The organism is Methylomonas sp. MgM2, assembly GCF_054172045.1.
In genome coordinates, this window is the sequence record NZ_JBSYXO010000026.1 from 24,805 (window position 1) to 51,032 (window position 26,228).

The window sequence follows — 26,228 nt, forward strand, 5'->3', positions numbered from 1 at the left end:
ATGAACGTGGACATTGCCTTACCGACCATCGCGGCCTGCCTGGCAGTCAGTTTATGTTCGCTGTCCAGCGCATTCGCGTTGTGGCTACAACCTGACACCTTGAAACGCATCGTGCCGTTTCTGGTGGCGTTGGCGGTCGGTGTGCTGCTCGGCGACGCCTTCATCCATCTGATCCCGGACGCCGTTGCCCGCCACGGCTCGGTGAGCGAGGTGTGCATGACGGTACTGCTTGGCGTGTTCGGCTTCTTCGTGTTGGAAAAACTGGTACGTTGGCGCCACGACCACAATGTCGATACCCGACCCGCCAGCAGCGAGATTCTGCCGTTGGCGAAAATGAATTTGATCGGCGATGCGATACACAACTTCGTCGACGGCATTCTGATTGCCGGCAGCTTTCTGGCCGATCCGGTCTTGGGATTGACCACGACAGTGGCGATCGTCGCCCATGAAGTGCCGCAGGAACTAGGGGACGTCGGCGCCTTGCTGCGCGGCGGTTACCCGCCTCGGCAAGCGGTGCTGTACAACTTCTATTGCTCGCTGAGCATCGTACCCGGCGCGTTGTTCACGTTGCTGCTGAGCCAGGTCGCCGAATCGTCCTTGGTCGTGCTGCTGCCGATCGCAGCCGGCGGCTTTATTTACATCGCCGCATCCGACCTGATCCCGGTCTTGCACGAACGCTCGACCTTGCGCCATCTCGGCGGCCAAAGTGCTTCATTTGCGCTGGGCATCACTTTTATGCAAGCCATCGTCTTATTCGAACAAACCCTGTTAAACCCTTAAGGAGCTCACCATGTTTGCCCGCCCGCCACTTGCTCAACCAACCATATCGCGGTACATGCCCAAGGGGTCGTTCCGTCCGGTGGAACGGCGATACGAGACTAAAACCGTCGTGTCCAATCATTTTGCCGATCTCGCCCGTATCTATGAAGACGGCGTCAATTTGTGCCTGATCCAACGGCCATTGCCTAAAGCAATCGAAGCTTTCGTTTACGCTGCGCTCGACGCAAAAACCCGTATCGAGATCAGCCGACCGATCAATCCTTTGAGTTTCGATTTTTCCCTGATCTGGCCGCAAGCCTCTAAAATCCCGGGCTACCAGGCCTGGACCGCCGATGTCGCTTGGCTGACCGGCGCGTTTTGCGAACTTTTCGGACTGCGCGAAGCCGGACTGCGCCTGCGCACCTTGGATAAAGCCATGTGCCCGCGTTTTCACGTCGACCGGGTGCCGGCCAGGATGATTTGCAGCTACGGCGGCATAGGCACCGAATGGCTGCCCGAATACGCTCTGGATCGCACCAAACTGGGGATGGGCGGCTGCGGCTTGCCGGATGACCAATCCGGTTTGATAGCCGATCCGACCGCGATTAGGCAAATGCCGGCCTACGGGGTAGGTCTGATGAAAGGCGAAAACTGGGAAGGCAATGAAGGCCATGGCCTGATACACCGCTCGCCGCAGCCAACCGCCGTGCAACCGCGCCGTCTGTTGTTGACCTTGGATATGTTGTAACCCTTCGGATTTCTTTGTGCTGCATCCGGGCTACTTCTATCAACTATCCAAACCGACCCATGCTGATCAAACTGCAAAATGGCGCGATTTACGACCCCGCGCAAAACCTGCATGGCGCAATCCGCGACCTGTTCGTGCGAGATGGCGCCATTGTCGCCGACCCCGGCCCGAACGCGCGTTTCGATGCGGTGTACGATTTGACCGGCAAAGTGGTAATGGCCGGCGCCATCGATATTCACAGCCACGTCGCCGGCGGCAATATCAACACCGCCCGGCTGTTGCTGCCGGAACAGCACCGCAACCACATGGCGCGGCGGCTTAATCATGCGTTTAGTACCGCCAAGTGGTCGACTACCGACACCGGTTACCGCTACGCCCGCATGGGGTACACCACCGTGGTCGAACCGGCCATGCTGCCGGTCAACGCGCTGGATGTGCACCTGCAAATGGCCGATATCCCGATCATCGACACCGCCGCGCTGGCGATACTGGGCAACGACGATTTGTTGTTGAGATTGATGCGCGCCAAGGCCGGCCAAAACCGGATCAACGATTACGTGGCCTGGACCCTGAACGCCACCCGCGCCCTGGGTTTGAAAGTAATCAATGCCGGCGGCGCCAATGCGTTCAAGTCGAATGCCCGTCAATTCGGTCTCGACGATATCGTGCCGGATTACGGCGTCAGCTCACGGCAAATCCTGCAAACCCTGCAAACCGCCGCTTGCCAACTTGGCGTGCCGCATCCGGTACACGTGCATTGCAACAACTTAGGCATTCCGGGCAACGTCGATACCATCGTCGCAACGATGGAAGCCGCGCAAGGCTTGCCTATGCACCTGGCCCACGTGCAGTTTTACGCTTACGGCAGCGAAGGCGCCAAAGGCTTTTCCTCGGCAGCGTCCAAACTGCTGGAAGCCTTCAACCGCCATCCCAACATCACCATGGACGTCGGCCAGGTACTGTTCGGCCAGACCGTCACCATCTCCGGCGACGTGATTGCCCAATACAGCCGCCACGCCGACGCCAGTCCCAATAAGTACGTGATCTGGGACGCCGAAACCGAAGGCTCGGGCGGCGTGGTGCCGTACCGCTACCGCGAGGCCAGCTTCGTCAACACCCTGCAATGGGCGATTGGTTTGGAACTGTTTTTATTGGTCGAAGCTCCGGAACGCTTGTTCTTCACCACCGATCATCCCAACGGCGCGCCGTTCACGGCCTACCCGGAACTGCTGCAACTGCTGATGGACGCCGACTACCGGCAGCAATACATGGCGCACCTGAATCAGGAAGCCCTCGCCCTGACGCTATTGCCGGGCTTGAAACGCGAATTGAGTTTGAGCGAAGTCGCGGCCATGACCCGCTCCGCCGCCGCCAAACTGCTGGGCCTCAACGACCGCGGTCATCTCGCCCCCGGCGCGGTGGCCGACCTCGCCGTTTACGATCCGAACCGGAGTGCCGGCCAAACGCACCCCGATTACCGGGACATGTTTGCCGACGCCGCACTGCTATTCAAAAACGGCCGGCTGGTGGTGCAGGACGGCGTCGTGATCGACAGACCAGCCGGCTTGGCGCAGACCGTCAGCCCGATTTACGACGCCGGCATCACCCGCACCGTCAAGCAGCATTTCGACCGTTTCTACAGTTTGAAACTCAGCCAATATGGCGTCAACGACGCCGATTTCGATGATCTCGAGCGCGAGCGGTTTCGTCATATCGCAACACTTTAATTTTCGCTATGCAATCCAAGCAATCCGCCATCGAATCCCACCTGGAAACCTTACGCCACGACTGCGCCCACCTGTTGGCACAAGCCGTTAAAGAGCTGTACCCGGCCGCACAGGCCGCCATCGGCCCCACCGTCGAACACGGTTTTTATTACGATTTCGCGTTTCCAGAACCGCTGACCGCCGACGAACTGCCGGCGATCGAACAGCGCATGCGCGAGATCGTTGGCCGCCGCGAACCCATTCGGCGGGAAGTATGGAGCCGCGTCCAAGCCGAGACTTTTTTCGCCGCGAATGGGGAACGCTTCAAGCAAGAATTGCTGGCCGCCATCCCGGAAGGCGAAACCATCAGCGTCTATCGGCAAGGCGGATTCACCGATCTGTGTCGCGGCCCGCACGGCGAGGATACCGGACAAATCGGGCTTGCCTTCAAATTACTGAAGCTGGCGGGCGCCTATTGGCGCGGCGACCGGCGCCAACCCATGCTGCAACGCATCTACGGTACGGTATGGCCGACGCGAACCGAGCTGGATAACCATCTCAAGCAATTGGCGGAAGCGGAATTGCGCGATCACCGCCGCCTGGGGCGGGACATGGATTTGTTTCATTTCCAGGAGCAGACGCCCGGATCGGTATTTTGGCACCCCAAAGGTTGGCGCTTGTTCCAGCGGCTAATCGACTACTTGCGCCAACGGCAAACGGCGGCAGGCTATCAGGAAATCAACACGCCGGACGTCATGGACATCGGTCTGTGGCAGGCCTCCGGGCATTGGGAAAAATTCGGCGAACACATGTTTACCACCCAGACCCCGGACGAGCGGATTTTTGCGCTCAAGCCGATGAACTGTCCCGGCGGCGTACAGGTATTCAAACAGGGTTTGCGCAGCTACCGGCAACTGCCGCTACGGTTGGCGGAGTTCGGCAAGGTGCATAGGTACGAGCCGTCCGGCGCGTTGCACGGCCTGATGCGGGTGCGTTCCTTCACGCAGGACGATGCCCATATTTTTTGCAGCGAACAGCAGATTACCCAGGAAAGTTTGAACATCTGCGAGCAGATTTTAAGCATCTATCGCGACTTCGGTTTTCATGACATTCGCATCAAACTTTCCGACCGCCCGCCACAACGGGTCGGTAGCGACGCGGTTTGGGATCGGGCCGAACAGGCCTTGACCCAAGCCATGCAAACCAGCGGTCTGCCGTACACGCATAGCCCTGGAGAAGGCGCGTTTTACGGGCCGAAACTGGAATTCGTGCTGCGCGATGCGGTGGAGCGCGACTGGCAGTGCGGCACCTTGCAAGTGGATTTGAATCTGCCGGGCCGCCTGGGAGCCGGTTACATCGACGCCGACGGCAACAAGCAAACCCCGGTGATGCTGCATCGGGCCTTGTTCGGTTCGCTGGAGCGTTTTACCGGCATTTTGCTGGAACATTACGCCGGCTGGCTGCCGTTCTGGCTGGCGCCGTTGCAAGTCGTGGTCGCGCCTATCAGCAAACAAACCGAAGCCTATGCACAGAAGGTTGCCGAGCAATTTAGCGGCGCCGGTTTGATGGTGGAAAGCGATTTACGCAACGAAAAAATCGCTTACAAGGTGCGCGAACACAGTTTGGCCAAAGTGCCGCTGTTGATCGTGGTCGGCCGGCGAGAGATGCAAGGAGGCCAAGTCACGCTGCGCTGGTTGCACGGCGGGCATCAACAAACCATGCCATTGGCGCAAGCCTTGACCGAACTGTCCATGCAAAACCAATACCCTTCCTGCCTATCCGGCACTCCGACAAGACACACTGAAAACCATGACCCTCTCTGAACAAGAGCCGCCGACTTACGGCCTTTATACCCTGAAAGTCCACGCCCAATTTTGCTCCGCCCATGCCTTGCGCGATTATCCCGGCGATTGCCGCCGCCTGCACGGGCATAACTGGAAAGTCGAAACCGAAGTACAAGCCAAAGTACTGAATGACATCGGCATCGCCATCGATTTCAAAGCCATCAAGGCGGCAACCCGGCATTTGGCCGACAGCCTGGATCACCGCTTTCTGAACGACATCGAACCCTTCGACCGCATCAACCCCACCGCCGAGAATCTGGCGGCCTGGTTTTTCCGCCAGTTGTCGAAAACCTTGAACGGCAACGGCTTGACTGTCAATGCCGTGACGCTATGGGAAACCGACAGCGCCTGCGTCCGCTACAGCGAGGTGGCCGCATGAACGCCTGCGCTATCGAAGACATCCAAGGCCGCCCGGATACCCGTCGCATTGCGATCGACAAGGTCGGCATCAAGGATATTCTGCATCCGGTGCGGGTGCAGGATAAAAGCGGCGGCGAACAACACACCGTCGCCCGCTTCGACATGTACGTGAATTTGCCGCACGACTTCAAGGGCACCCATATGTCGCGCTTCGTCGAAATTTTGAATAGCCATGATCGGGAGATCAGCATCGCCTCGTTCCCGGTCATGCTGACAGAAATGCTGGCCCGACTGGAAGCCGAATCGGGCTACATCGACATGCGCTTTCCCTACTTTATCGAAAAAGCCGCGCCGGTCAGCGGCGTGCGCAGTCTGTCGGATTATCAAGTCAGCTTCATCGGCGAAATCGATGACCAAGGCTGCCGCACCAAGGTCAAGATCGTGGTACCGGTGACCAGTCTCTGCCCCTGTTCCAAGGAAATCTCCGAGCGCGGCGCCCATAACCAGCGCTCGCACGTGACCGTAACGGTTGCCACACGGGAATTCGTCTGGCTGGAAGATTTGATCGCGCTGGTCGAAGCCGAAGCCTCGTCGCCAATCTATGGCTTGCTGAAGCGCCCGGACGAAAAATACGTGACCGAATACGCCTACGACCATCCCAAATTCGTCGAAGACATGGTGCGCGACGTTGCCGCCCGGTTGGACGCCGACCCGCGCATCGGCGCTTACACGGTGGAATCGGAAAACTTCGAGTCGATACACAACCATTCGGCGTATGCGCTGATCGAGCGGGTGAAATGAACCTGTTCAAGCGTGCGGAAATCTTGGCTGTCGGCGACAGTCTGCCGTGGGATGCCGTATTGGCCGAATTACCCTTCAACGCCGACGGCCTGTTGCCGGCCATTGCGCAGCAATACGACAGCGGCGAGGTGTTGATGCTGGCCTGGATGAACCGGGAAGCATTGTTGGAAACCTTGACCTCGAGCCGGGTCTGTTATTGGTCGCGCTCGCGGCAACGCTTATGGCGAAAAGGCGAGACTTCAGGTCACTATCAATCGCTCAAAGAACTCCGTATCGATTGCGACGGCGATACGCTGTTGCTGCTGGTCGATCAGCAAGGCCCAGCTTGTCACACCGGGCGCCGCAGTTGTTTCTATCATGCGGTGCGTGGCAAGCGCGTGCTTATGATCAGCGCACCGCAGACGCCCGTTTAATTAGTTGTCTATCTTTTTGGAGAAATCTGTATTATGAATGCCGTTTCAAAACTCAACTACCCGGTGCCGGTGACGATATTGACCGGCTTTCTCGGCGCCGGTAAAACCACGCTGCTGAACCGCATCCTAACCGAGCACCATGGCAGGCGCATTGCGGTGATCGAAAACGAATTCGGCGAAACCGGCATCGACAACGAATTGTTGGTGCAATCCGACGAACAAATCGTCACCATGAACAACGGCTGTATTTGTTGCACGGTGCGCGGCGACCTGGTGCGCATTCTCGGCGAATTATCCGAGCGGCGTGAAAGCGGCGAAGTTCATTTCGGGCGAGTCATCATAGAAACCACCGGCCTGGCCGATCCGGCGCCGGTCGCGCAAACCTTTTTCATCGAACCGGACATCGCCGAAAACTATAAACTGGATGCCGTTATCACCGTAGTCGATGCGGTGCATGCTCATCAGCAGTTGCAGGAACACCACGAAGCGCAGGAACAAGTCGGTTTTGCCGACCGGATTTTGCTCTCCAAAACCGACCTCGCAGAGACGGAAATTGTTGCCAACCTGGAAGCCCGGTTGCGAGCGATTAATCCCAGAGCGCCAATCAAGCGCATACATTTCGGCGAAACCGAGTTACACGATATCCTGGACATCGACGGCTTCAATTTGGACGATATCCTGAAAATCGAACCGGATTTTCTGCAGGACGTCAGCCACGAACACGAGGACGACATCAGTTCATTCGTTTTCCGCACCGAGCGGGAACTCGACGCTGCTCGCATACTGGCCTTTCTGGACATTATGGTCCGCGGCTACGGTAACGACCTTTTGCGCTACAAAGGCATTTTGAACATTGCGGGTTGCGATAAGCGGGTAATCTACCAGGGCGTACACATGCTGATGACGGAGAATTTCGGAGCTCCTTGGCAAGACGGCGAAACCAAGGCATCCAATCTGGTGTTTATCGGTCGTAATTTGCCCAAACAGGTTATGCTGGAAGCACTGGAATCGTGCCAAGTAACAGCTTGACAGAAAAAGTTGCGGTGAATGTCGCTAAAAACCCATTGAGAATCCTGATGAGCTTTAAACCCTTGTTTGCCTATCTTTTGCGGATCACATTATGAAGGAATTACCCAAAATTCCCGTTATCGTTATCACCGGTTTTCTGGGGAGCGGCAAGACCACACTGTTGAACCGCCTGTTGGCAGACGGGATAAAGACAGCGGTAGTGCTCAACGAGTTCGGCGCCACGCCGATCGATCAGGATTTGCTGCAAAATCAGGATATTCCGATAACCATGCTTGCGGGCGGTTGCTTGTGCTGCCAGATCAAGGGCGCATTGGCACCCACTTTGAAGAACTTGTGGATGGCCTGTAACAATGCCAAGCAAAAGCCTTTCGAACGCGTCATTATCGAAACCAGCGGTGTTGCCAGTCCCGAACCCATATTGGACACGCTGCTGCGCGAACCCTGGTTGTCCAAACGCTATCATTTACAACAAATTATCGCCACACTTGCGATTCCGTCAGCCATTGTCCAACTGGAGCGTCATGCCGAAGCGCGTGCGCAGATGGCTTGGGCCGACCTGTTGCTACTGACCCAAGCGGATCTGGCGGACGCCGAGCAACACGCCGAACTGATTGAATACTTAAAGCTTCAGGCACCGGCTACGCCTACGCTTGCGGCTACGCTCGAACAGTTCGATGCTGCCATCTTGCAAAATCAGGTAATGCCGGCTTTCCGGCATATCCCCGCTAGCCAAGCCTTGCCGGAACATGGCTTTCGCAGCATTTCCCTGTATCTGGAGAACACGCTAAGTTGGTCGTGGTTGCAAGTCACTTTGCAAACATTTCTGGCAAACCACGCCGATGAAGTTGTTCGAATCAAAGGCGTAATTTATCTCCCTGAGTGCGCAACCCCTTTTGCGGTGCACGGCGCGGCTGGTCATTTATATCCACCCGTCTCAATACCGGACCGACCGAACCAGGCTAGGCGTAGCCGCTTGGTGCTGATCACGATTTCGAATCCGGAAAAATTGGCCAATGACTTATTAATCCACTTGGGTACAGAGCGCAGCTAAAATCCGAGAACGTCTGTCGGTTCGCGGCGTTCTCGGTTCGAAAAAATCACGCTTCCGCGTTCCAACCGCCCCCCAGGGCCTTGTAGAGCTGTACCATCGCCACAAGCACTTCAAGCCGGGCTTGAACCCGGTTGTTTTGCGCGGTCAACAAACTACGTTGCGTATTCAGCAAGGTTTGATAATCGATGGCGCCGACCCGGTATCGTTCCTTGGATAAACGGTAAGCCTCGTATGCGCTCGATTCCGCGTCAATCAATGCGTACATGCGTCTAGTCGAATTGTTTCTAACCGCCGCGGCGTCCTCTACCTCCTTAAACGCGGTCAACACCGTTTGTCGATAGATTTCGATCAGTTCCGCGTTACGTGCTTCGGCATATTCCAAGCCGCCTTCCAGACGGCCGCCCTGAAACAAAGGCTGAATCAAACCCGCCGCCATGGTTAGAAGAACGCCGGCGGGTTGCGGGCTCGCTACCAAAGTATCCAGATTGAGTTGCAAACTGGGATAAAACGCCGCCAGCGCAATACCGATTTCGGCGTTGGCCGCTCGTAACAGAAACTCGATCCGCTTGATATCCGGCCGTCGCTGCAGCAAAGCAGCAGGCTGCGAAGGCTTAATATACGGAGTTTGCACACGGTTGAATCGGTCTGTGGTCGGTAGTAACTGCCGAGGCGCTTGCCCGAGTAAAATCGCCAACGCATTTTCCACCAGTGCTTGTTGCTGCGTTAATAGATCAAGGTTGGCGCGAGCAAGCGCCAATTCGGTCTTTTGTTGAGCGACATCGACAGCCGATACCGCACCCGATTCAAAACGCGATTCGACGATAGCCAGCACTTCCGCCGCATTTTGCAAAAACGCCTGTGCTATCTCGATACGCTCCTTAATTGCCAACCAGGCGAAATAGGTTTGTCCGACATCGGCCATCACAACCAGTTGCAGAGCATCTCGAGCAAACGCTTCGCTCCGTAAACGCGATTGCCCCGCATCGCGTTTTGCTCGATTGGCCCCCCATAGATCCACTTCGTAGGAGACCGAAAAACTCCCCAATTTTTCTCTGGTTTCGCCTAAACCGTCGTGTATGCCTAAATAGTCCGCCCGAACACCCACCGACGGCCACAAGTCGGCTCCGGCGATTTTGGCTTGGGCTCTAGCCTGCTTTATACGCTGTACCGCGGCGGCTATGTCGTTGTTGTAGGCCAGGGCGTTTTGGATCAAACGATCCAGTTCGGTGCTGCCGAAGGCCCGCCACCAATCGGGATCGACTTGGTTATCCTTCACCGATGGCGTTTGGCGCCAATCCGCCGGCACATCGGCCGCCGGCGCTTTAAATTCCGGTACGACATTGCAGGCTGCTAACGGTATCGAAGCGAGTATCGCTCGCCAAAATTTAGCCATAGGACATCACTCCGCCGCCAAAGCCGCGACCGGATCCATATGAGCCGCTTTACGCGCCGGCAAGTATCCGAACAGCAGACCGGTACAAAAAGCGCAAGAAAAAGCCAATATTGCCGGCATGGGTGAAAACACCACGGACATATTGAAGTAGCGCAACAAAATACCCATAGCGAAACCCAACAATACCCCGATCAGGCCGCCTAAGGTGCATACCACGGCGGCTTCGGTGTTGAACTGCAATAGGATATCGCGCCGGCGGGCGCCGGTCGCCATTCGTATGCCGATTTCCCGAGTACGCTCGGTAACGCTGACCAACATAATGTTCATCACGCCGATGCCGCCGACCAGCAACGAGATGGCGGCGACAATTCCCAGCATCAATGTGAAGGTGCTTTGGGTTTGCTCGGCGGTTTCGACGATGGATGCCATGTTACGAATTCTGAAATCGACGGTTTGGTGGCGAATCAACAGCAAGTCTTCAATCGCCTGCTGAGTCTCCTCTATCTTGGAGACGTCGGCCACCCGCACGGTGATACCGCTGAGATAGGTTTGTCCGAACAAACGGATCAAACCGGTGCTCAACGGCACGAAGACGGCGTCGTCTTGGTCGGTCCCCATTGGCGTGGCGCCTTTCACGTCCAATATTCCTATCACTTCAAACGGAATGTTTTGTATCAGAATATAGCGGCCGATCGGATCTTCACCGTCCGCAAACAATGTTTTCAGCACCGTTTGCCCCAGCACCACGACCGGCGCGTAACGGCGCATATCGTCTTCGTCGAAAAAATCCCCTTTCACGACAGGCCAGTCGCGTACGACGGGCATGCTCGGCGCCACGCCTTGCACCGTGCTGCCGTAATCGACGTTGCTATAGCGTAATGTAAAGCGGGCGTTGCGTTCGGCGGAAGCATATTCCACGTTGTCGAGTTCGGCGATCGCATCCGCATCCGCCGGTATCAGCGTGGCCACGTCCGAGCTGCCGCGCAAACCGGGTGCGCCCGGCCTGACCGACAGCACGTTGGTTCCCAGCGACTTCATCCTGTCCATCACATCTTTCTGACTGCCTTCGCCTACCGCCATCATCGTCACCACCGCGGCGACGCCGATGATGATGCCGAGCAGGGTTAAGGCGGTCCGGAATAAGTTGACGCGCAACGAGCGCAAAGCGGTCTTGGCGGCTTCCAATAGCTCGGCGATCAATCCCGTTGCACCTAAATGATGATGTTCCGCTTGTGCAAGTGGAGTCTCTTGCCGGTTTGCGCCGCTATCGCTGATGATTTTACCGTCGCGTATGCTGATGATGCGCCGCGCGTTCGAGGCAACTTGCTCGTCGTGGGTAATCAATAATATGGTGCGGCCGCGCTTATGCAGTTCGTGCAGTATATTCATGACATCGCTACCGCTTTGGCTATCCAGCGCACCGGTAGGTTCGTCCGCCAATATCACCGGCGGATCGTTCATCAACGCCCTGGCAATGGCGACGCGTTGTTGCTGGCCGCCGGACATTTGCATAGGCCTATGTTCGCTGCGGTCGGCTAAGCCTAATTGCTGAAGCAAATACAGCGCCCGGCTTTCGCGCTCTCTTTTGTGCATACCGGCATATAAGGCCGGAATTTCGATATTCTCCGCGGCGGAAGCCGTATTCAACAAATTGTAACGCTGAAACACAAATCCAAAGGTTTCGCGCCTAAGCGTGGCCAGTTGATCGGCGTCCAATCCTTCGACTTCTTGGTCCAATATTTTATAACGCCCCTGATCGGGCTTATCCAGACAACCGATCAAATTCATCAACGTGGATTTTCCGGAACCGGACTGACCGACGATCGCGACAAATTCGCCCGGCCAAACGGTCAGGGACACATCGTCCAAAGCCCTGACCACCGTATCGCCATTCGGGTAATAACGTTTGATATGTTTCAGTTGTAACAGTGGATTGGTCATGGCTTGCCGAATGAGCGCTATAACTTGGGCGTTCTTGCCGCGGGGTAAGCGGCGTCCTTTTTCTTGCCGTTGCCTTTTTCTTTAGAACTAAAAAGACTGACCAGCTTGGTACCGGGCTTGACGCCGCCGCGGACTTCGGCATATCGCCGATTCTGCAAGCCTATATGCACGACTTGCTCCCGTATGCCATCGCCAAGCTTGACTTTCACTTTATAGGCCCGGCCTTTTTCGTTATCGGCTTTCGGCAACCGTTGCCCCAGCGCCACGACAGGAATCAACGCTACATTCTCGGCCTTACCCAGCACAAAAAACATTTGGGTGCTCATGCCGGACATCAGCTGCCGATCGCGGTTATCGACATCGACCAACACGTTGTACAGAACCACGTTATTGACCACCTCGGGCGAAGGCAAGATTTGCCTGACCGTACCGTACCAGCGTCTATCGAAAGCGCCGAGCGTCGTAAAATACACCGGCAAACCGGCCTCAATACGCATGATGTCGGCTTCGGCCACCTGTGCGCGCACCGTCATGGCGTCGAGTTTGGCCAACTGCATGATCATCGGTGTGGTTTGATTGGCATTCAGAGTTTGCCCCAAACGCGCGGTGCGATCCACCACCGTACCGTCCATGGGCGCATAAATCTTGGTATATCCGAGGTTGGTGCGATCCCCGCTTAAGGTTGACTGGACTTGTTCGATTTGCGCTTGAATCGCGTCGGCCGTGGCCACGGCGTTTTTAAGATTAAATTCGCTATTTTGAAAATCCTGCTCGCTGACGCCCTTGCTTTTCATCAGCTCGCGATTGCGTTCGTATTGTTGGCGAGCAAACACCACTTGCGCTTGTTGGCCGGCCAGTTGCGCGCGCAGGTTTTTAATGTTGGCTTCGTCGGCCTGTACCCGTGCCGCATAGACGCGCGGGTCGATTTCCGCCAGTAGCTGACCCAGTTTCACGTTATCGCCGATGTCGACATGGAGCTTCTGTAGTTGCCCCGTGACCTGAGCGCCGACATCGACGTATTCTTTCGGTTCCAATTTGCCTTGCGCCGTGACGTTTTCTTCGATGTCGCCGATGCTTACCTCCAGCGTCATCTGATCATGTTCCGCATCCTGCTCGGGCCGCGTCCAAAAATAAATCCCCATACCCATGAGGAGAAGCAACACAAAAGTCGACAACCAAAACCTACGCGTTTTCGCCCTTAATTGTTCAGTACGTTTCATTTTACTCTGGCGAGTGTCTTTACCATCAAAAAAGGCATCTATTAGATGCCTTTTTACAAGCGAAGCTAATTAAAATCTCACGGGAAATTCGTGTCCGCAATGTTTACGAAGCCCTTATACAACTGTCGAGGCCAACCGGCAAACCCATCGGCGCGCGATCACATAGCCAACTAATCGCCATTCGATTGACGTCTAAACTGTAATGTGCCGCTATCGGCCGGTAGCTCCAAATAAAGACTGTCACCATCGACAAAAAATGAATCGACATCGTTCAAATGCTTCGTGAAGACGTAGTCCAAAGAATCCTCGGGACAAGCCATGCGTGTCGCCATTAGCGGCCCGAACGACAACTTGCCTTCAGAAATTTCGTAACGGCCACCGCCGCTATTGCAATCGAATCTGGCTTCGAGCCGGCCAGTTTCGGCAAAATATAAGGTGTAGCGTTCCGGTTGCTTGACATCGATAGTCTCTACCGGCGTCACCGTCCCTACCCACTGCCAGGTTTTGCCGATGACCGATTGAGGGTCGCGGCTGCGCGTTGACGTCGCCTTCGTTTGTCCGGTGTCAGCACACCCCGACAGCAACAAGCCTAGCCCTGCTAAAATTAGTAAATGCTTCATCTGCTTATCCTCAAAGCGCGGCGATTCCTGTGTCATTTACGGAAACGCCGCAAATTCAAAATTCATCCACCGATCTTTATCTTTTGCCGACAGCAAAAGACGCCCGGCGCGAAACGTGTATTGGCTGGACTTCAATAACTCGGAGGCAAGACGCGCATCAGGCGTATCAGCGCTACTAGGTTCCGGCGAAACACCGGAAACCGAGATATGGCCGGGTGAGATTTCGTCGACGACGGCATGATAGGATTGCCCTGAAACTTCCAAGTAGAGCCGGTCGCCATCAATATGCATTCGAGTGCAACTCGGATGCGCGGCATTCAATCTGTCGCCCGGCCTGTCCAATAAATACCATTGTGCGTTGTGCAACACTGCGAGCGATAATTGGCCGAGTACCAGACGCTCCTTTAAAACTAACTGCCCATCCTGTAGCTGCCAATTCAGTTGGCTTAGCTGCGTGCCGCAGCACAAAGCTTGCTCGGGCCCCGCTTCGACGATTTGCAAAAGGATTTGCCGGTCCCTCACTTCCATGGACCGAACTTTAACGCGGTCGCCCAACAGCGCAGGTGCTAACGCACGATACTCCCCGTTCCGCTCCGCGCCGACAATCAAATACACGCGCTCTCCGCTGCCGCCCGACGTCTCGCTGATCAAACCGAGTTTCTCTTCACTCCCTTGGCCGTCCAAATCCGCACTTGCCAATAATTCAGGCCATAATCTAAGTTGCGGGCGCGATTGACCGCCGGGCACAAACGGCAAACCTTCGTACTGACCGGCGCGTAATGTCACCGGTTCATCGAATATCCCGCTAACGATGATGTTCGATAAATAGGGCCATACCCGCTCGGAATGATTTTGACCGGATGTCGGCAAAGGACATTCTAATGCGGCAACACCGGTGCTTAGCAAACAAAGGGTTATTACGCCGCCACTCCAAAGTTTAGAGATTGCGGTATAAAGGAACATAAGCCGATCTTTCCGCCACCGGCAGAAAGTATCTCCTCGAATTTTTTCTTCGGTGGCGAACGGTTTCAAACGAGGTCTCCTGCCGTCTATTTAACTCAAAGCATCTTGCTTTAGGCGTTGCATACGTTTAAGCATTTCGCTGCGCATCCGTGCACGTCCGATCGAATGTCTTAAACCGCTTCCTATGCCGGCGACCCGAGCGGTGGACATGCGTCTGGCATAAAACACGATGGCCCCTTCGCGATAAGCGAAGCAGCCAATGGTTAACTCACTGGCGTCATAAGAATGCCCTACGTAAAATTGACGTGCAAGAATCACCGCGCTTTCCGGATTCGTCCGTATGATTCGGTGTGCTAAAACGGGCGTTGGCCGGTCTTCTATCGTCAAATTGAACCATAAATACTTTTCTTCGGTGTCTGTTGGCAAATCGGCAGGGTAATTTAGCCATAGCCTGTATAAATCCGGAAAATATTGTGCCAATACATGATTGCTGATGGCGAATTCGCGGAGCGCCGACGCAGTATCGGACTGGTTTCCGTCCCTATCGTACGGTGCAACGCCCTTCAAACCGTCGCGTTTGTAGGCTTGCAGACGGCGCAATAAAAAGGCACGGTATTGCCGTGCGGCAGTTTCGCGTACCGCTATACCGCTACTTTCGATAGAGCTCAGTGACCGATACTCGTCGCTTGACAGATTAAATCGATCCCCGGGTTTTGCCTGTAGAAAACTATCGGCCTCCTCTTCCTGCATTGTGCCAAATTCCAATTGATTGAAATCGGCAACCCCGGCATCTTCCGGTAAGTATCCGTACGCGCTGATGTCCGCGTCTATGGACTCCAAGCGGCCGAATTTAATGAGGGTACTGATTCTATCCGGGGTAGAAGGAAAGTACATCGCCAATCCCACCGCAAGTTCTTTATCGCCTTTTTCCGTGACGTCAAACGATACGGCTTTGCCTTGCTCCAACCGGCTAACATCATCGGGAGCAATTTTGAGTTGGGCCAACAGTTGTTGAGCGTATGTCAATTCGTCCGCCGCAACCGAATTCCGGCTGTAAACGTTCAAAATAAGCACTACATGGATAAAAAAGACCCAGCTTCGAATGAGACACCTTAAAATCACGGCATATTCCCTTTGGATATTAGTCCTTAGTACCCTGCTTCAACCATGCTTCGGCTTGTTCATATTGATCCGGCGTGAAAAAAGCGATTTGCTCTGTCCGCATGGGCTGACCGGCAAACATGAATATATCGTCCCGCCACTTTTGATCGCCGACAAAGGCAATACGCGAATCCTGGTTTTCACTTGCAAGTAAAAATTCGGTATTTTCCTAATCCGGATCGTGACTCCAACCCTTAAAGTCCTGCAATTCGGCCAAAACTCTAAAATAATGATGCTGCTGCAGATCGGTACGCGCCATAGTTTGCAGGGATAAAAAATCCCGTACGCTAAACACTCCCCGGATTTGGATATGACTATAGTTCCGGTGTTGGCTAATGACGGAGTAGGGCATGCTGTTTCCTCGTTCTAACTCGCTGTAATTCGCTATATATTGTTGCAGCCGAATATTATATTGACGTTAAATTTTTGCTGGCGGCTTTCGCCAGTCTGACTCGGGAACCACAATTGCGGCTTCAGGCTGAGCTTCGAAATGCGGCGACATGATCTGAACGCCGTACTCATTAAAAATGTCTTGAATCTGTCCGTGCAACTCCGATAATACGGCGTAACGTTGTTCCGGCCGGCCGATACGAAATAACAGTTGGTATTCCACATAAAAATCCGACAGTGATCGCTGAAAAACGCGCGGCTCGGGTTCGCTCAAAACTCCCGGTGTGCGCTTTGCCGCCATCTGCAACAAGCTGTGAACTTGCCGCCACGGAGCATCGTAACCTATCGTGACAGTCGTCGACAGAATAGAACCGCCGCCTTCGCTGTAGCGGGAATAATTGACGGTGGTCGAGCCAACCAGCACCGCATTCGGAATCGTGATTTCCTCTTGCTTCAGCGTCAGCATTTTTGTCGAAAGTATGCCTATTTCGCGAATCACACCTTCGTATTCGCCGATGCGGACATATTCGCCAGTGCGAAATGCGCGCGAATAAACCACAACCAAACCGCCCACGATTTGCCCTACCATGCCGGCCGAACCCAAGGACAACATTAAGCCGACAAACACGCTGACGCCTTTAAAAGCTTCGGTATGGGCGCCCGGTAAATAGGGATAGGCGACCACCAACGCAAAAATCCAGATCAACACCACCACCAAGCGTCGTGTTGCCCGAGCTGTTTCCGGTTGCAACCAAACGGACTGAAAAAGGCCTCTTTCGGCGCTATAAAAAAAAGCGGTAATCACACGAACGAATAAACGAGTTAGCAGAAAAATAACCGCGACGGTAAAAAGATCCGGCATTGCTTGCAAAATCGCGACGCCGAAGTCTTTAAACATCTGCATTAGAAAGACGCTAAGTTGACTGCCCCATGGCTTGCTGTATGGAAATTGATGAAATACGAACGTCGCCCAAACATAAGCCAACGCCAAACCCAATCCCCAAAAGCCCAGTTTAAAAACCCCGATCTCCAATGCAATCACATAGGGTTTGATATTGACGTCACCGATCATGAAAGGCGCCAACGTGAAATCGGACATCTCTGCACTACGTTTAGCCAACCAGCGGTTACTGAAGCGGAGCGAATAAATGAGGATAATTCCGAAAATAATGGTCGCAGCAATGGAAAGTGCCCCTCCCCTAAGGAGCAACGGCCATCTTTGCTGCTCGGCTCTAACTGCTAGCCAAGCTCTCAAATTGTCTACTGTTTTTTGTTTTAAAGCCTCGAATGACTCGCCTGCTGCAATATTTGCATCTTGCAGCATTAGGCCAAAAATAATTTTATCGTTGACTAAAATCCATGCGCCGGTGTACTGCGCCATAACCGCATCTTTAGCTTCGACCTTGTAGCTGGACTGATCGGTGGGAATGGACAATATTCTATCCACAATACCGACGGCACGTTCCCTTGGAGACAAGTTTTCGAAATAGCCGCGAAGCTCGGTAATCTCCCGATTCCAAACGATAATTGGAGTCGCTTTTTCATCTATTTTGACCGGCGCAAGTTTTGATTCGGTAATTGCGATCGCCGGGAATAAACTCAACAACAAAACGATCAACAAATTCCTGCCTAGACATAAGCTCATATGATTACCGACCGATTTGACATATTGTAGAAACATTCAATACAGCGACCCGATAACTTGGCGAACATATAACCAGCAAAACCGCACTTTATAAAACCAATACGTCTAATTATGAACGGTACGATGTCTATTAACGATTTATTAGGGGTAGAAAATTATTATACCTAACGGTAAATTTCAATACGGCTCAAATTAATCGCTTGGCAACTTTTTGAATATTTCGCTAACGGCGTAATCCAGTCTTTTTCTAATTAATTCGTCCGACGGATTTTTTTGAATTTCCCCTATGGCTTCGCCAACCCAAACAACATAGCCGGTGTTTGCGTCGATTAATGCGACCGCCAGTGCCGCAGAAGGTACTTTAGACATGATATCTTGTTTCGTTTTCGGATCGGTTTTCAGCTCCAATGCTTCCATGTCAACCCCCATGAAAAACGCAACCGCTAAATCAGGGTTTTCTGCGTAGCTGTAAATACCACGTTTACCTAATTCCCTATCGATTAAATATTTTATGTCCTCCGCAATGTCCATTTTAGGCGGTTGCCAAACACCGTCGGGATCGTTTAACCCGGAAATTTCCGCCAACCATCCGTAACTTTTATAACCGCTAAATTTAATTGTCGGATCGGCTGTCGCATCAATTTCGATATCTTTAGTAACCGACGCGCATCCTCCGGCCAAAAAAGTTAAAAACAGCACCAGAATTGTTATTGTTTGATATTTTTTCATATAGTCTTTTATGTTTTAATTAAAAAAAAGTTATTCGAAATATTCACAAAATAATAAAACAAAACGCTCATCTCAGTCCATGTGGTTTTTAGGCCTTTAATCAAAAAGATAAATTTGCATTCTTCAAATAATCATTATATGCGCCTTCCAATAATCGCTTAACCAATATCGCTAAGCGCTCCGCAATAAGTCGACTTAAATTAACTGTCCATCCATGAGCACTGGATTCCGGCAATCCATGCCGGAATTTACAACAGAACTTTCTGCGAGGCTTATGTTTAACCGTTCAAACTCTGCAGCTGCAATGCTCGCGATTCCATCGGCAGCTTCGCTGTTAAGGAATAACACTCACAAAACGAACCTATTCATGGCCGGCAAACGGTAACGTTGCCGATCTTGCTTCGCGTTCGTATAGCATAAGTCAAACCTTCCCGACCAGGCCTGACCTACTGTACAGGCACATTTAGATTGCTTTTGTCCCCCACTACCAGGGTGTTGTTCCAAGTATCAAACAAAGCCCTTTGTTCTTTGAAATACCGTATTGAAACAACCGTTGGCGAACCCACGCGGCTGAAAACGGTACGCTCGCCACCGCTAGTGGTTTGATTCGATTCTATTTTCCAGCTATCGCCCAAACATCGCTGAATGATGCCGCGTCCCATTTCGTACGAGGCTTTTGCTTCGCTTTCTCCGTCCTCGGCGTTCCATTGGCAGTAGTAATTTGTTAAACCGTCACCCCATTCCCAAATTTGACAATTATCCGCTGAAGGTAATGCCGGCTCCGCAGTCCACGTTTCTCTTCGACGGCGTTGCATCTGAGTTTTTTTATGATGCTGAAACTGAGTAGCATGATCGACAATCAAACCTTGAATTCTGTTACAAGCCTCGGATTCCGAAAAATTTTCCGCTTTGCTTGGTGTTTCAGCACAACCGGATATTACCAGTAAAACCAAACAACTCATCAAGTACAAAACGTGACGTTTCATAAGATTCATGATCTAACTTCCTTGAGTTAAAAAATTAGGCCGCTTACTTTTCGACCTACGAATGATAGAAAAATAAAGTGAACAAGCCTAAGTCACGACTTTGGCTCATCGGTGCATACTATAACCGGCAAAAACTAAAGCCGGCATTCTTTTTGGTAGCGGCATTCCCCGTCCTCGCAAATGGCAGCTTGCAAACAAAAATTTCCAGATGGTTAGCGATGAAAGGTTCCGGTAAAGTCGGCACGACTTTCGTTAGGTGTTTATTTTTCTCCACAACCATCATCCTACCTATTCGGACAATTCTTCTACCGGCCTAAACCCAAGCACTTTTGCACGTTGCCAATCGGGGAAATTAATTAATGTTTGTTGTTAGTACGCCGCATCGTAATAGCGGCAAGCCCGGTATGACCTCGACTGCGACCGACAAAAGCTCGCTTCGAGGAGTTCTAATGCGATGCCTTCGCTTTCGCATTGTATCCGGCCGTCGGGTTTATATATTCTGATCGATTAAAACGCCGATTGGCCGCTAACATTGGTATTTTGATCTAACGTAGGCAAATACGCATCACAGCCAATCATTAACGAAACCACCAACATCAACAAATGAAACATCGTTGGAAACTAATCAATGTAATCCGGAAATGTATTTTTACCGCCACTCGCCGCAGCCTAATTCCCGATGTCCCCCAAAGTTAACTTAACCAGGTGACAGCGAGTCAAAATGACCGCTAGGCGATTGCCGATTGCTTATTCTTTAGGTGTTTCAACTTGCGTGCGGCGGTTACCTTCGACGACAACATGCTGCGGAAAAACCATGATCGGAATTAAAGAGCTGAATACAGTGATGACAGCGTCGCTAATGGTATCCTGCGTCCTAACCCGGACTTCAGCAAGATCCTGTTCTACTATGATTTCCTCAGGCTGGGTAGTCCAAACCGGAAGAAGACCGCCAAACAGATAGAAATTTTTGTACTCAGTCGTAAAGTTAACCGGTTCATCCTGAGATAAAATACGAACATCTTTACCTTCCGGCGCCGCTAATTCGGTCCGAAAACAAGCGGTCATACATAAGGAAATTGCGATCAGCAAGAGCAAGCGGCGGCAGGGTTTCATGGCTTTGGCAATATACGGGAAGGGTTGGCTGCGACGTAATCATCCGAAGCCTGCGGATTACCTTCAACGATCAACGTGCGCCTGGGAAATCCAAATGGTCCGGTAAACATGCTGATCAAAGCGTCGGCAAAGGTGTTGACCATGCGAATTCGTGCCTCGAACAGATGGTGAGCCTCTATGATCGTTGCGGCATGAGTCTCCGGAGCCGAAAACGGTTCATTGCCCCAATATTTGAACCAAACGACCTGTTCCGCTTCGATGACGGCCGGTTTATCTTTCGGCATCAAACTGATATTGCTGCCATGAGGCGCATCGAGATAAAGGTCGCCACAAGCTGCCAAACAACAAAAGACAGGCACGAGCAGCCAATATTTCTCGAAAGATATCGACGACCGCCGACAGGCGACAGGCAAGCGGAAAAGTCTTTCAAAAAGTTTCGTCACTTGAACTCCTTGTTGTTTGACTAGCAGGACATAACGCGAATCCTTTTAAATTCGAGACTTTCTACTCGCGGTACGCCGATTTCGAAGTTGCAAGTTCCGCTTATTTATTGAGGAAGACTAACCATCGCGTCATTAAGCTAAAAGCCAACATATTACGGCTGAAACCAGCATCTTATAAACAACACGCAACAACTAAAGGGAAGGCTAAGGTACAGAAGATACATTTAAAGGATATTGCATCGCGCCTCCCTGAAGGTTGCTATATTCTATTTTTAACTATGGTTGCGATTCGAAGTCAAATCCGAACAATCAGCGCCCATACTGAGCATCACGCCGGCCTTGCTCGTAAGCTCTTTGCTCGGATTCTTTATGTTTTCCGTACAAATATCCTCCCAAGGTTCCCACTCCGGCACCAATCGCCGCCCCCATGCCCGCGTTACCGGCCATCGCACCAATTGCCGCTCCCGCCGCTGCACCGCCTAAGCCACCGGTTACCGTACGCTGCTGGGTATCCGACATTCCTGCGCATCCCGTCAAAAGCGTTAAAACCGTGACAATTGAAATGATTTGCTTATTCATAGTACTTACTCTCTAAATCCGGTTACTTTACACAAGGCCAAGTCTCGGTCAGAAACCGGAATTCAGTGTCTACCGGTGATTCATTCATATACTCAGGATGTTGTTTTGCCCACGCGATGAATTGATCGATGGCTTCATTGCGTGTGGGTCTCGGTTCCGGAAAACAAAACAGTTGATATTGGGGTTTACCCGCAGTCTCTGACAGATGAAAATGAACCGCGCCTACCAAATATCCCTGACAAAAATGAATGGCCTTTTGATAATTTGGATCCTGCGGTGACGCAGTACAGAGATTAATTAAATTTTGCGTAGTTGTAGCTACAAAGTCTTGTTCAGTGACATTGGCATTAACTACAGGTGAAAATAAAGCGCTTGTCATACATAGGCAGATCAGACGCTTAAATGGCATGGAACACCTCCTCTTGTCATAAAATCTTTGGAACATGGGAAAAACCTACAATTCTTAAATACCTCAAATCAGGTCAAATCCGCACCATTCCCGTTAGGGATAGTACACCAGAAATAACCGTAATACGAGTGCAAGTTAAATGCGTATTTTCTGTAAAGCCGTTAAATAAAAACATGAACGGCAATAATCTAATAAATTACGGCTGTCGTTATACTTATAGCTCGCTTTAGCACAAAGGAGCGTGAGGCATAGAGTATGGCATTGTGTAATAACAGCAAATGACCTGCCTCTATTCAACTGTACGACTCAGGCTTAACCCCGGTAAATCGAGCGACCGCAAAAGGAGGCGGAAATACGAAACGATGGGCAGTAGCGGTAAATGAGCTGCGGCCGATTACATCATTGATGCACATTTATGAGGATAAACAATGGCCTTACAGCAAATTGCGGATCGTTTATGGATACATGACGGCGGGGCTGTCAGATTTTTGGGTTTGCCGTATACGACCCGAATGACCGTAATCAAACTGCAGGACGAAAGTTTGTGGGTCCATTCTCCGACCGCATTGACATCCGACTTGCAGGCCGAAATCGATAATTTAGGCAAGGTTCGCTATCTGATCGCGCCGAATAAATTGCACCATTTATTCCTGTCGCAATGGCAACAAACCTATCCGGCGGCAGAAACCTATGCAGCGCCTGGTTTGCTTAAAAAAAGGCCGGACATCGCTTTCAATAAGGAATTGACAGCAAAATCCGAACCGGTCTGGCTGACTAGCATAGAGCAAGTCCTATTTTCGGGCAGCCTGTTTATGGAGGAAGTCGTGTTTTTCCACAAAGAATCAAAAACCCTGATTCTGGCCGATCTTATAGAAAATTTCGATCCGCAAGTCTTCAGTCCTTGGCAGCACTTTGTTGCAAAACTGACCGGTATTCTGGCCCCGAACGGAAAAACGCCGGTAGATTGGCGATTGAGTTTCATGTTCGGTAAAAAACGTGCTCGGGAGGCATTGGCAATCATGTTGGCATGGGAACCGGAAAACATCGTTATCGCGCACGGCATGTGCATCTTCGGAAACGGCACGGAATTTCTAGACCGATCTTTTAGTTGGTTAAAGTAAGCCGGTATCGATAGCAGCGCTTAATTACGCTATTTGGCGGATCCTTAATAAATTACTGACATTTTATTTTCGATGGATATTTTTTGAAGTTTTGCTGTCATTGTCTCAACTGCGGCGATTTTGCCTTTAAAAAATAGCATTTTATGCTTGACCTATGAGTCACACATAGGTTTTAGAATAAACCTTAAGGAGAGGCTGAAGTGTCGTATCAAGTAAAACAGCTGGCCGAGCTTTGTAACGTTCCTGCGGATACCGTACGCCATTACACCCGAATCGGCCTGCTTAAGCCGGATCGGAATCCTGATAACGGCTATTACAAATATCGGGTCGGCGATTCTAAACGCCTTGATTTCATTATGAAAGCCAAAAGCCTAGGCTACAGCTTGAAAGAAATCGAACAGATTCTGGCTGAAAGTCGGAAAGGGAAATCACCTTGCCCGCTGGTTCGCGAACTGATTAGTCGCCGAATTCAAGATAATCGGGCACATTTGGAGCAGTTGATGGAGTTGCAAATTCGTATGGAGAATGCGCTGACCAGTTGGAAAAAAATGCCGAACGGAATACCCGATGGAAATAGTATCTGTCACCTGATTGAATCGACGGAAATTAATAAGCTTTAACAGATCAGTTTTATCGGTGGCGGATTGGACACGGCATTTGTACCGACTTCTTTATTATTAATAACAACATAACAGAGGTTGAAAAATGAATACCATCATCAGAACCATTAAAACCTTAGTTTTTTCAGGCATCGTTGGTTTGTTCTGGGCCAATATGGCTTATGCGGATGCACCTCATTCTGTAGATGCTTTAGAGCATGCCGTCATGGCGCAAGTCCATAATAAACAAGGCCATATGGATGACGTAAAAACTCACCTTTCGGAAGCAATCAAACATGCCACAGAAAGCGAAAAGATGCATGCGGCTTTACATGAGCACACTAAAGAAGCGATTAAACACCTACAAGTCTCATCCAAGCACATCAGTATGCAACATACTTTGACGGGCGTTTATGACAGCGAAGCTTTAAGACATGCCGAAATGGCGGAGAAAGCTCATGGGGAGTTCCATCAACATATGACCGAGGCGGTTAAACATCTTAAAGAAGCCGAGACACATGCCAAAGCCGGACATAAAGACAAAGTTTCCGAACATTTGACACAAGCGGTAGAACACATCGAAGCCACGCTTTAACGATAACGTCAGCAAAACTGCTTACGTTAAAATTGTATGGGAACGTTTAAACCGGTTTCCATCGTTCTTCTTTAAGTTTTGGAGTCGCCGGCCTTGACTTTAAGTGTATAAACACTAGAGGTTAGCGCTGGTGGCTCTATAGTTAAAACGTTAAGTTAGATTGTAATGAACTGATTAATTGATACGTTTATTGATCGCAGGATGGGCCGACAAATAATCGAATTCCGGTTCTCCATGACGGTTTTGTGCTTGTTACGTCAAAATTCGAATGAATTGTTCGAGGTTTATTCGGAAAATATACCTTGACATATCCCAATAGCCGCCACATACTATTTTCAGCTTAAAGAATAAAAATTTACCCTCAGTTTATCAATTCGACGTCTCTTCTTAGCAGTCCCTCGTCCTGTTTTTCACAAAGTAAGTTCAAATTTTATTTTAGCGGCTACATCACCTCTCTGAGGTATTTATTCACATTTATTAGGACTTACTATGTCTACACTTACAACAGGCACCGTGAAATGGTTTAACTCCGGCAAAGGCTTCGGTTTTATTGAGCAACAATCAGGTCCTGACGTGTTCGTTCATTTCACAAGCATCGTCAATACAGGCGGCTATAAAACCCTTGAAGAAAACCAAAAGGTCGAATTTAGCATAAGCCGTGGACCTAAAGGTCCCCAAGCGGAAAACGTCAAAATCATAGGCTAATCTAATTTACGGGTTGCTGACGCATTTACGCTGCAACCTGTTTAAAAGCGAACCTATCTTGAGCGTTATTGTTTCACGAGAGCGAATAACGGCACTCAAGCATTAAAGCTCACCTTTGGGCCCTTATGCAGGATGCCAATTTTTATTGTCTCTGCAAACCTGGGCAAAAATAACAATGCTGTCCGGTTCTCGTTAGCCAACCGATTTTCGTTTGGCTTAACTAAGTCTCTAGTCAGTTTCAAACGGTCGTTTTTTCATTATCCACAATTATCTCAGTCGACGAATTTTAATAACGCCGTTTCGATTGAGGGAAGTTAGGGCTCAGTCCTAGGTTCCGTTTTAGTGTTACGGAGTTAAATTTTTATGCCGACACAAAGTATCTATTCAGAACCCATATCACCCTCGCAACAATACGGCTTTGATCTCCGTGAAAATTTGATTCAAATCGTCTCAACGTATGCTCGAGCCGATTATCGAAAGGCGTTTGCGCAATTAGCGAACCCTTTTCTACCCGGCGCCGGGCTTGGGCTCCGATGATTACCTTGGTAGTTTACAGTCTTCCAATTTGGACGGCCGTTTTATTGGCGCTACCGCCCGCCGCCTTTCAGGTACGCATTTTTGCCCTATTTCATGATTGCTGCCGCGAAGTTTTTTTCCATTCGCGTCATGCCAATCAAGTTTTGGGTTATATCGCTGGCAGCCTGCATCATATACGTCATGTCAGAGCGAATATTCCCAACCACAACATGCGATGTTATACCGAAGTGCCGTTGTTACAACCTGTAAAGCCTTTAACGTCACGCGCAAGATTAAATTCGCGGGTTTCCATCCGACCGGAATGCATCCGTGTTCGACCGGTCAGGCAGTGGAGATATAAGCGAGTCTATGCACAGGGGCTTTAAGGA

Annotated in this window: 27 protein-coding genes and 1 pseudogene; 13 read left to right on the forward strand and 15 right to left on the reverse strand. The window is 51.3% G+C overall.

Annotation, left to right across the window (positions count from 1 at the left end; genetic code table 11):
* The 9 genes from ACW73I_RS16990 to ACW73I_RS17030 all read left to right on the forward strand — a co-directional run bounded on the left by ACW73I_RS16990 (position 1) and on the right by ACW73I_RS17030 (position 8,711).
* Entirely contained in the window at positions 1 to 780 is a 780-nt protein-coding gene (locus ACW73I_RS16990; RefSeq protein WP_458030620.1) for a ZIP family metal transporter, read from the forward strand.
* Between the two features lie 10 nt (positions 781 to 790).
* On the forward strand, positions 791 to 1,507 hold the full coding sequence (locus ACW73I_RS16995) for a DUF1826 domain-containing protein (RefSeq protein WP_458030621.1): 717 nt from the start codon (positions 791 to 793) through the stop codon (positions 1,505 to 1,507).
* Positions 1,508 to 1,566: 59 nt separating this feature from the next.
* A complete protein-coding gene (locus ACW73I_RS17000; protein WP_458030622.1) occupies positions 1,567 to 3,234 on the forward strand; it encodes a formylmethanofuran dehydrogenase subunit A in 1,668 nt (555 codons plus the stop codon).
* Positions 3,235 to 3,242: 8 nt separating this feature from the next.
* Complete coding sequence (thrS, locus tag ACW73I_RS17005; RefSeq protein ID WP_458030623.1) at positions 3,243 to 5,036, forward strand: threonine--tRNA ligase; 1,794 nt, start codon at positions 3,243 to 3,245, stop codon at positions 5,034 to 5,036.
* Positions 5,023 to 5,436, forward strand: a complete 414-nt coding sequence (gene queD, locus ACW73I_RS17010; RefSeq protein WP_458030624.1) for a 6-carboxytetrahydropterin synthase QueD — start codon at positions 5,023 to 5,025, stop codon at positions 5,434 to 5,436. The genes thrS and queD overlap by 14 nt, the downstream gene beginning before the upstream one ends.
* Complete coding sequence (gene folE2 / locus ACW73I_RS17015; protein ID WP_458030625.1) at positions 5,433 to 6,218, forward strand: GTP cyclohydrolase FolE2; 786 nt, start codon at positions 5,433 to 5,435, stop codon at positions 6,216 to 6,218. Before queD ends, folE2 begins: the two co-directional genes overlap by 4 nt.
* On the forward strand, positions 6,215 to 6,631 hold the full coding sequence (gene hisI, locus ACW73I_RS17020) for a phosphoribosyl-AMP cyclohydrolase (protein ID WP_458030626.1): 417 nt from the start codon (positions 6,215 to 6,217) through the stop codon (positions 6,629 to 6,631). The genes folE2 and hisI overlap by 4 nt, the downstream gene beginning before the upstream one ends.
* 33 nt (positions 6,632 to 6,664) lie before the next feature.
* On the forward strand, positions 6,665 to 7,660 hold the full coding sequence (locus ACW73I_RS17025; RefSeq protein WP_458030627.1) for a CobW family GTP-binding protein: 996 nt from the start codon (positions 6,665 to 6,667) through the stop codon (positions 7,658 to 7,660).
* Between the two features lie 91 nt (positions 7,661 to 7,751).
* On the forward strand, positions 7,752 to 8,711 hold the full coding sequence (locus ACW73I_RS17030) for a CobW family GTP-binding protein (protein WP_458030628.1): 960 nt from the start codon (positions 7,752 to 7,754) through the stop codon (positions 8,709 to 8,711).
* A gap of 46 nt (positions 8,712 to 8,757) precedes the next feature.
* Here the strand turns inward: ACW73I_RS17030 and ACW73I_RS17035 are convergent, their stop codons facing one another.
* The 15 genes and pseudogenes from ACW73I_RS17035 to ACW73I_RS17105 all read right to left on the reverse strand — a co-directional run bounded on the left by ACW73I_RS17035 (position 8,758) and on the right by ACW73I_RS17105 (position 22,303).
* A complete protein-coding gene (locus ACW73I_RS17035; protein WP_458030629.1) occupies positions 8,758 to 10,104 on the reverse strand; it encodes an efflux transporter outer membrane subunit in 1,347 nt (448 codons plus the stop codon).
* 6 nt (positions 10,105 to 10,110) lie between these two features.
* Positions 10,111 to 12,045: a MacB family efflux pump subunit gene (locus tag ACW73I_RS17040; RefSeq protein WP_458030630.1), complete on the reverse strand. Its 1,935-nt coding sequence runs from the start codon at positions 12,043 to 12,045 to the stop codon at positions 10,111 to 10,113.
* A 17-nt stretch (positions 12,046 to 12,062) separates the two neighbouring features.
* On the reverse strand, positions 12,063 to 13,265 hold the full coding sequence (locus ACW73I_RS17045; protein ID WP_458030631.1) for an efflux RND transporter periplasmic adaptor subunit: 1,203 nt from the start codon (positions 13,263 to 13,265) through the stop codon (positions 12,063 to 12,065).
* Between the two features lie 170 nt (positions 13,266 to 13,435).
* Positions 13,436 to 13,885 carry an META domain-containing protein gene (locus ACW73I_RS17050; RefSeq protein ID WP_458030632.1) on the reverse strand — a complete coding sequence of 150 codons (450 nt, stop codon included), beginning with the start codon at positions 13,883 to 13,885 and terminating at the stop codon, positions 13,436 to 13,438.
* A gap of 36 nt (positions 13,886 to 13,921) precedes the next feature.
* A complete protein-coding gene (locus tag ACW73I_RS17055; protein ID WP_458030633.1) occupies positions 13,922 to 14,848 on the reverse strand; it encodes a hypothetical protein in 927 nt (308 codons plus the stop codon).
* Between the two features lie 90 nt (positions 14,849 to 14,938).
* A complete protein-coding gene (locus ACW73I_RS17060) occupies positions 14,939 to 15,874 on the reverse strand; it encodes a hypothetical protein (protein WP_458030634.1) in 936 nt (311 codons plus the stop codon).
* 115 nt (positions 15,875 to 15,989) lie between these two features.
* Positions 15,990 to 16,154 (reverse strand): annotated as a pseudogene (locus tag ACW73I_RS17065) (STAS/SEC14 domain-containing protein); the annotation flags it as partial.
* Between the two features lie 24 nt (positions 16,155 to 16,178).
* Complete coding sequence (locus tag ACW73I_RS17070; RefSeq protein WP_458030635.1) at positions 16,179 to 16,361, reverse strand: hypothetical protein; 183 nt, start codon at positions 16,359 to 16,361, stop codon at positions 16,179 to 16,181.
* A 66-nt stretch (positions 16,362 to 16,427) separates the two neighbouring features.
* Positions 16,428 to 18,044 carry a mechanosensitive ion channel family protein gene (locus ACW73I_RS17075; RefSeq protein ID WP_458030636.1) on the reverse strand — a complete coding sequence of 539 codons (1,617 nt, stop codon included), beginning with the start codon at positions 18,042 to 18,044 and terminating at the stop codon, positions 16,428 to 16,430.
* Positions 18,045 to 18,236: 192 nt separating this feature from the next.
* Positions 18,237 to 18,773, reverse strand: a complete 537-nt coding sequence (locus ACW73I_RS17080; protein WP_458030637.1) for a DUF4136 domain-containing protein — start codon at positions 18,771 to 18,773, stop codon at positions 18,237 to 18,239.
* 446 nt (positions 18,774 to 19,219) lie between these two features.
* Entirely contained in the window at positions 19,220 to 19,768 is a 549-nt protein-coding gene (locus tag ACW73I_RS17085) for a hypothetical protein (RefSeq protein ID WP_458030638.1), read from the reverse strand.
* Positions 19,769 to 20,506: 738 nt separating this feature from the next.
* Positions 20,507 to 20,872, reverse strand: coding sequence for a hypothetical protein (locus ACW73I_RS17090; protein WP_458030639.1), 366 nt, complete (start codon positions 20,870 to 20,872; stop codon positions 20,507 to 20,509).
* Positions 20,869 to 21,315: a hypothetical protein gene (locus ACW73I_RS17095; protein WP_458030640.1), complete on the reverse strand. Its 447-nt coding sequence runs from the start codon at positions 21,313 to 21,315 to the stop codon at positions 20,869 to 20,871. The genes ACW73I_RS17090 and ACW73I_RS17095 overlap by 4 nt, the downstream gene beginning before the upstream one ends.
* A 309-nt stretch (positions 21,316 to 21,624) precedes the next feature.
* Positions 21,625 to 21,894 carry a YMGG-like glycine zipper-containing protein gene (locus ACW73I_RS17100; protein ID WP_458030641.1) on the reverse strand — a complete coding sequence of 90 codons (270 nt, stop codon included), beginning with the start codon at positions 21,892 to 21,894 and terminating at the stop codon, positions 21,625 to 21,627.
* Between the two features lie 22 nt (positions 21,895 to 21,916).
* Positions 21,917 to 22,303 carry a Rap1a/Tai family immunity protein gene (locus ACW73I_RS17105; protein WP_458030642.1) on the reverse strand — a complete coding sequence of 129 codons (387 nt, stop codon included), beginning with the start codon at positions 22,301 to 22,303 and terminating at the stop codon, positions 21,917 to 21,919.
* A gap of 428 nt (positions 22,304 to 22,731) precedes the next feature.
* On the opposite strand from ACW73I_RS17105, the gene ACW73I_RS17110 reads away from it, so the two are divergent.
* The 4 genes from ACW73I_RS17110 (at position 22,732) to ACW73I_RS17125 (ending at position 25,323) form a co-directional block, all read left to right on the forward strand.
* Entirely contained in the window at positions 22,732 to 23,424 is a 693-nt protein-coding gene (locus tag ACW73I_RS17110) for a DUF4336 domain-containing protein (protein ID WP_458030643.1), read from the forward strand.
* A 200-nt stretch (positions 23,425 to 23,624) separates the two neighbouring features.
* On the forward strand, positions 23,625 to 24,044 hold the full coding sequence (locus tag ACW73I_RS17115; protein WP_458030644.1) for a MerR family transcriptional regulator: 420 nt from the start codon (positions 23,625 to 23,627) through the stop codon (positions 24,042 to 24,044).
* 85 nt (positions 24,045 to 24,129) lie between these two features.
* The gene (gene smbP / locus ACW73I_RS17120; protein ID WP_458030645.1) at positions 24,130 to 24,618 is read left to right on the forward strand and encodes a small metal-binding protein SmbP; all 489 of its coding nucleotides are present in this window, start codon (positions 24,130 to 24,132) and stop codon (positions 24,616 to 24,618) included.
* 489 nt (positions 24,619 to 25,107) lie between these two features.
* Positions 25,108 to 25,323, forward strand: coding sequence for a cold-shock protein (locus ACW73I_RS17125; RefSeq protein WP_458030646.1), 216 nt, complete (start codon positions 25,108 to 25,110; stop codon positions 25,321 to 25,323).
* Positions 25,324 to 26,228 lie beyond the last annotated feature (905 nt).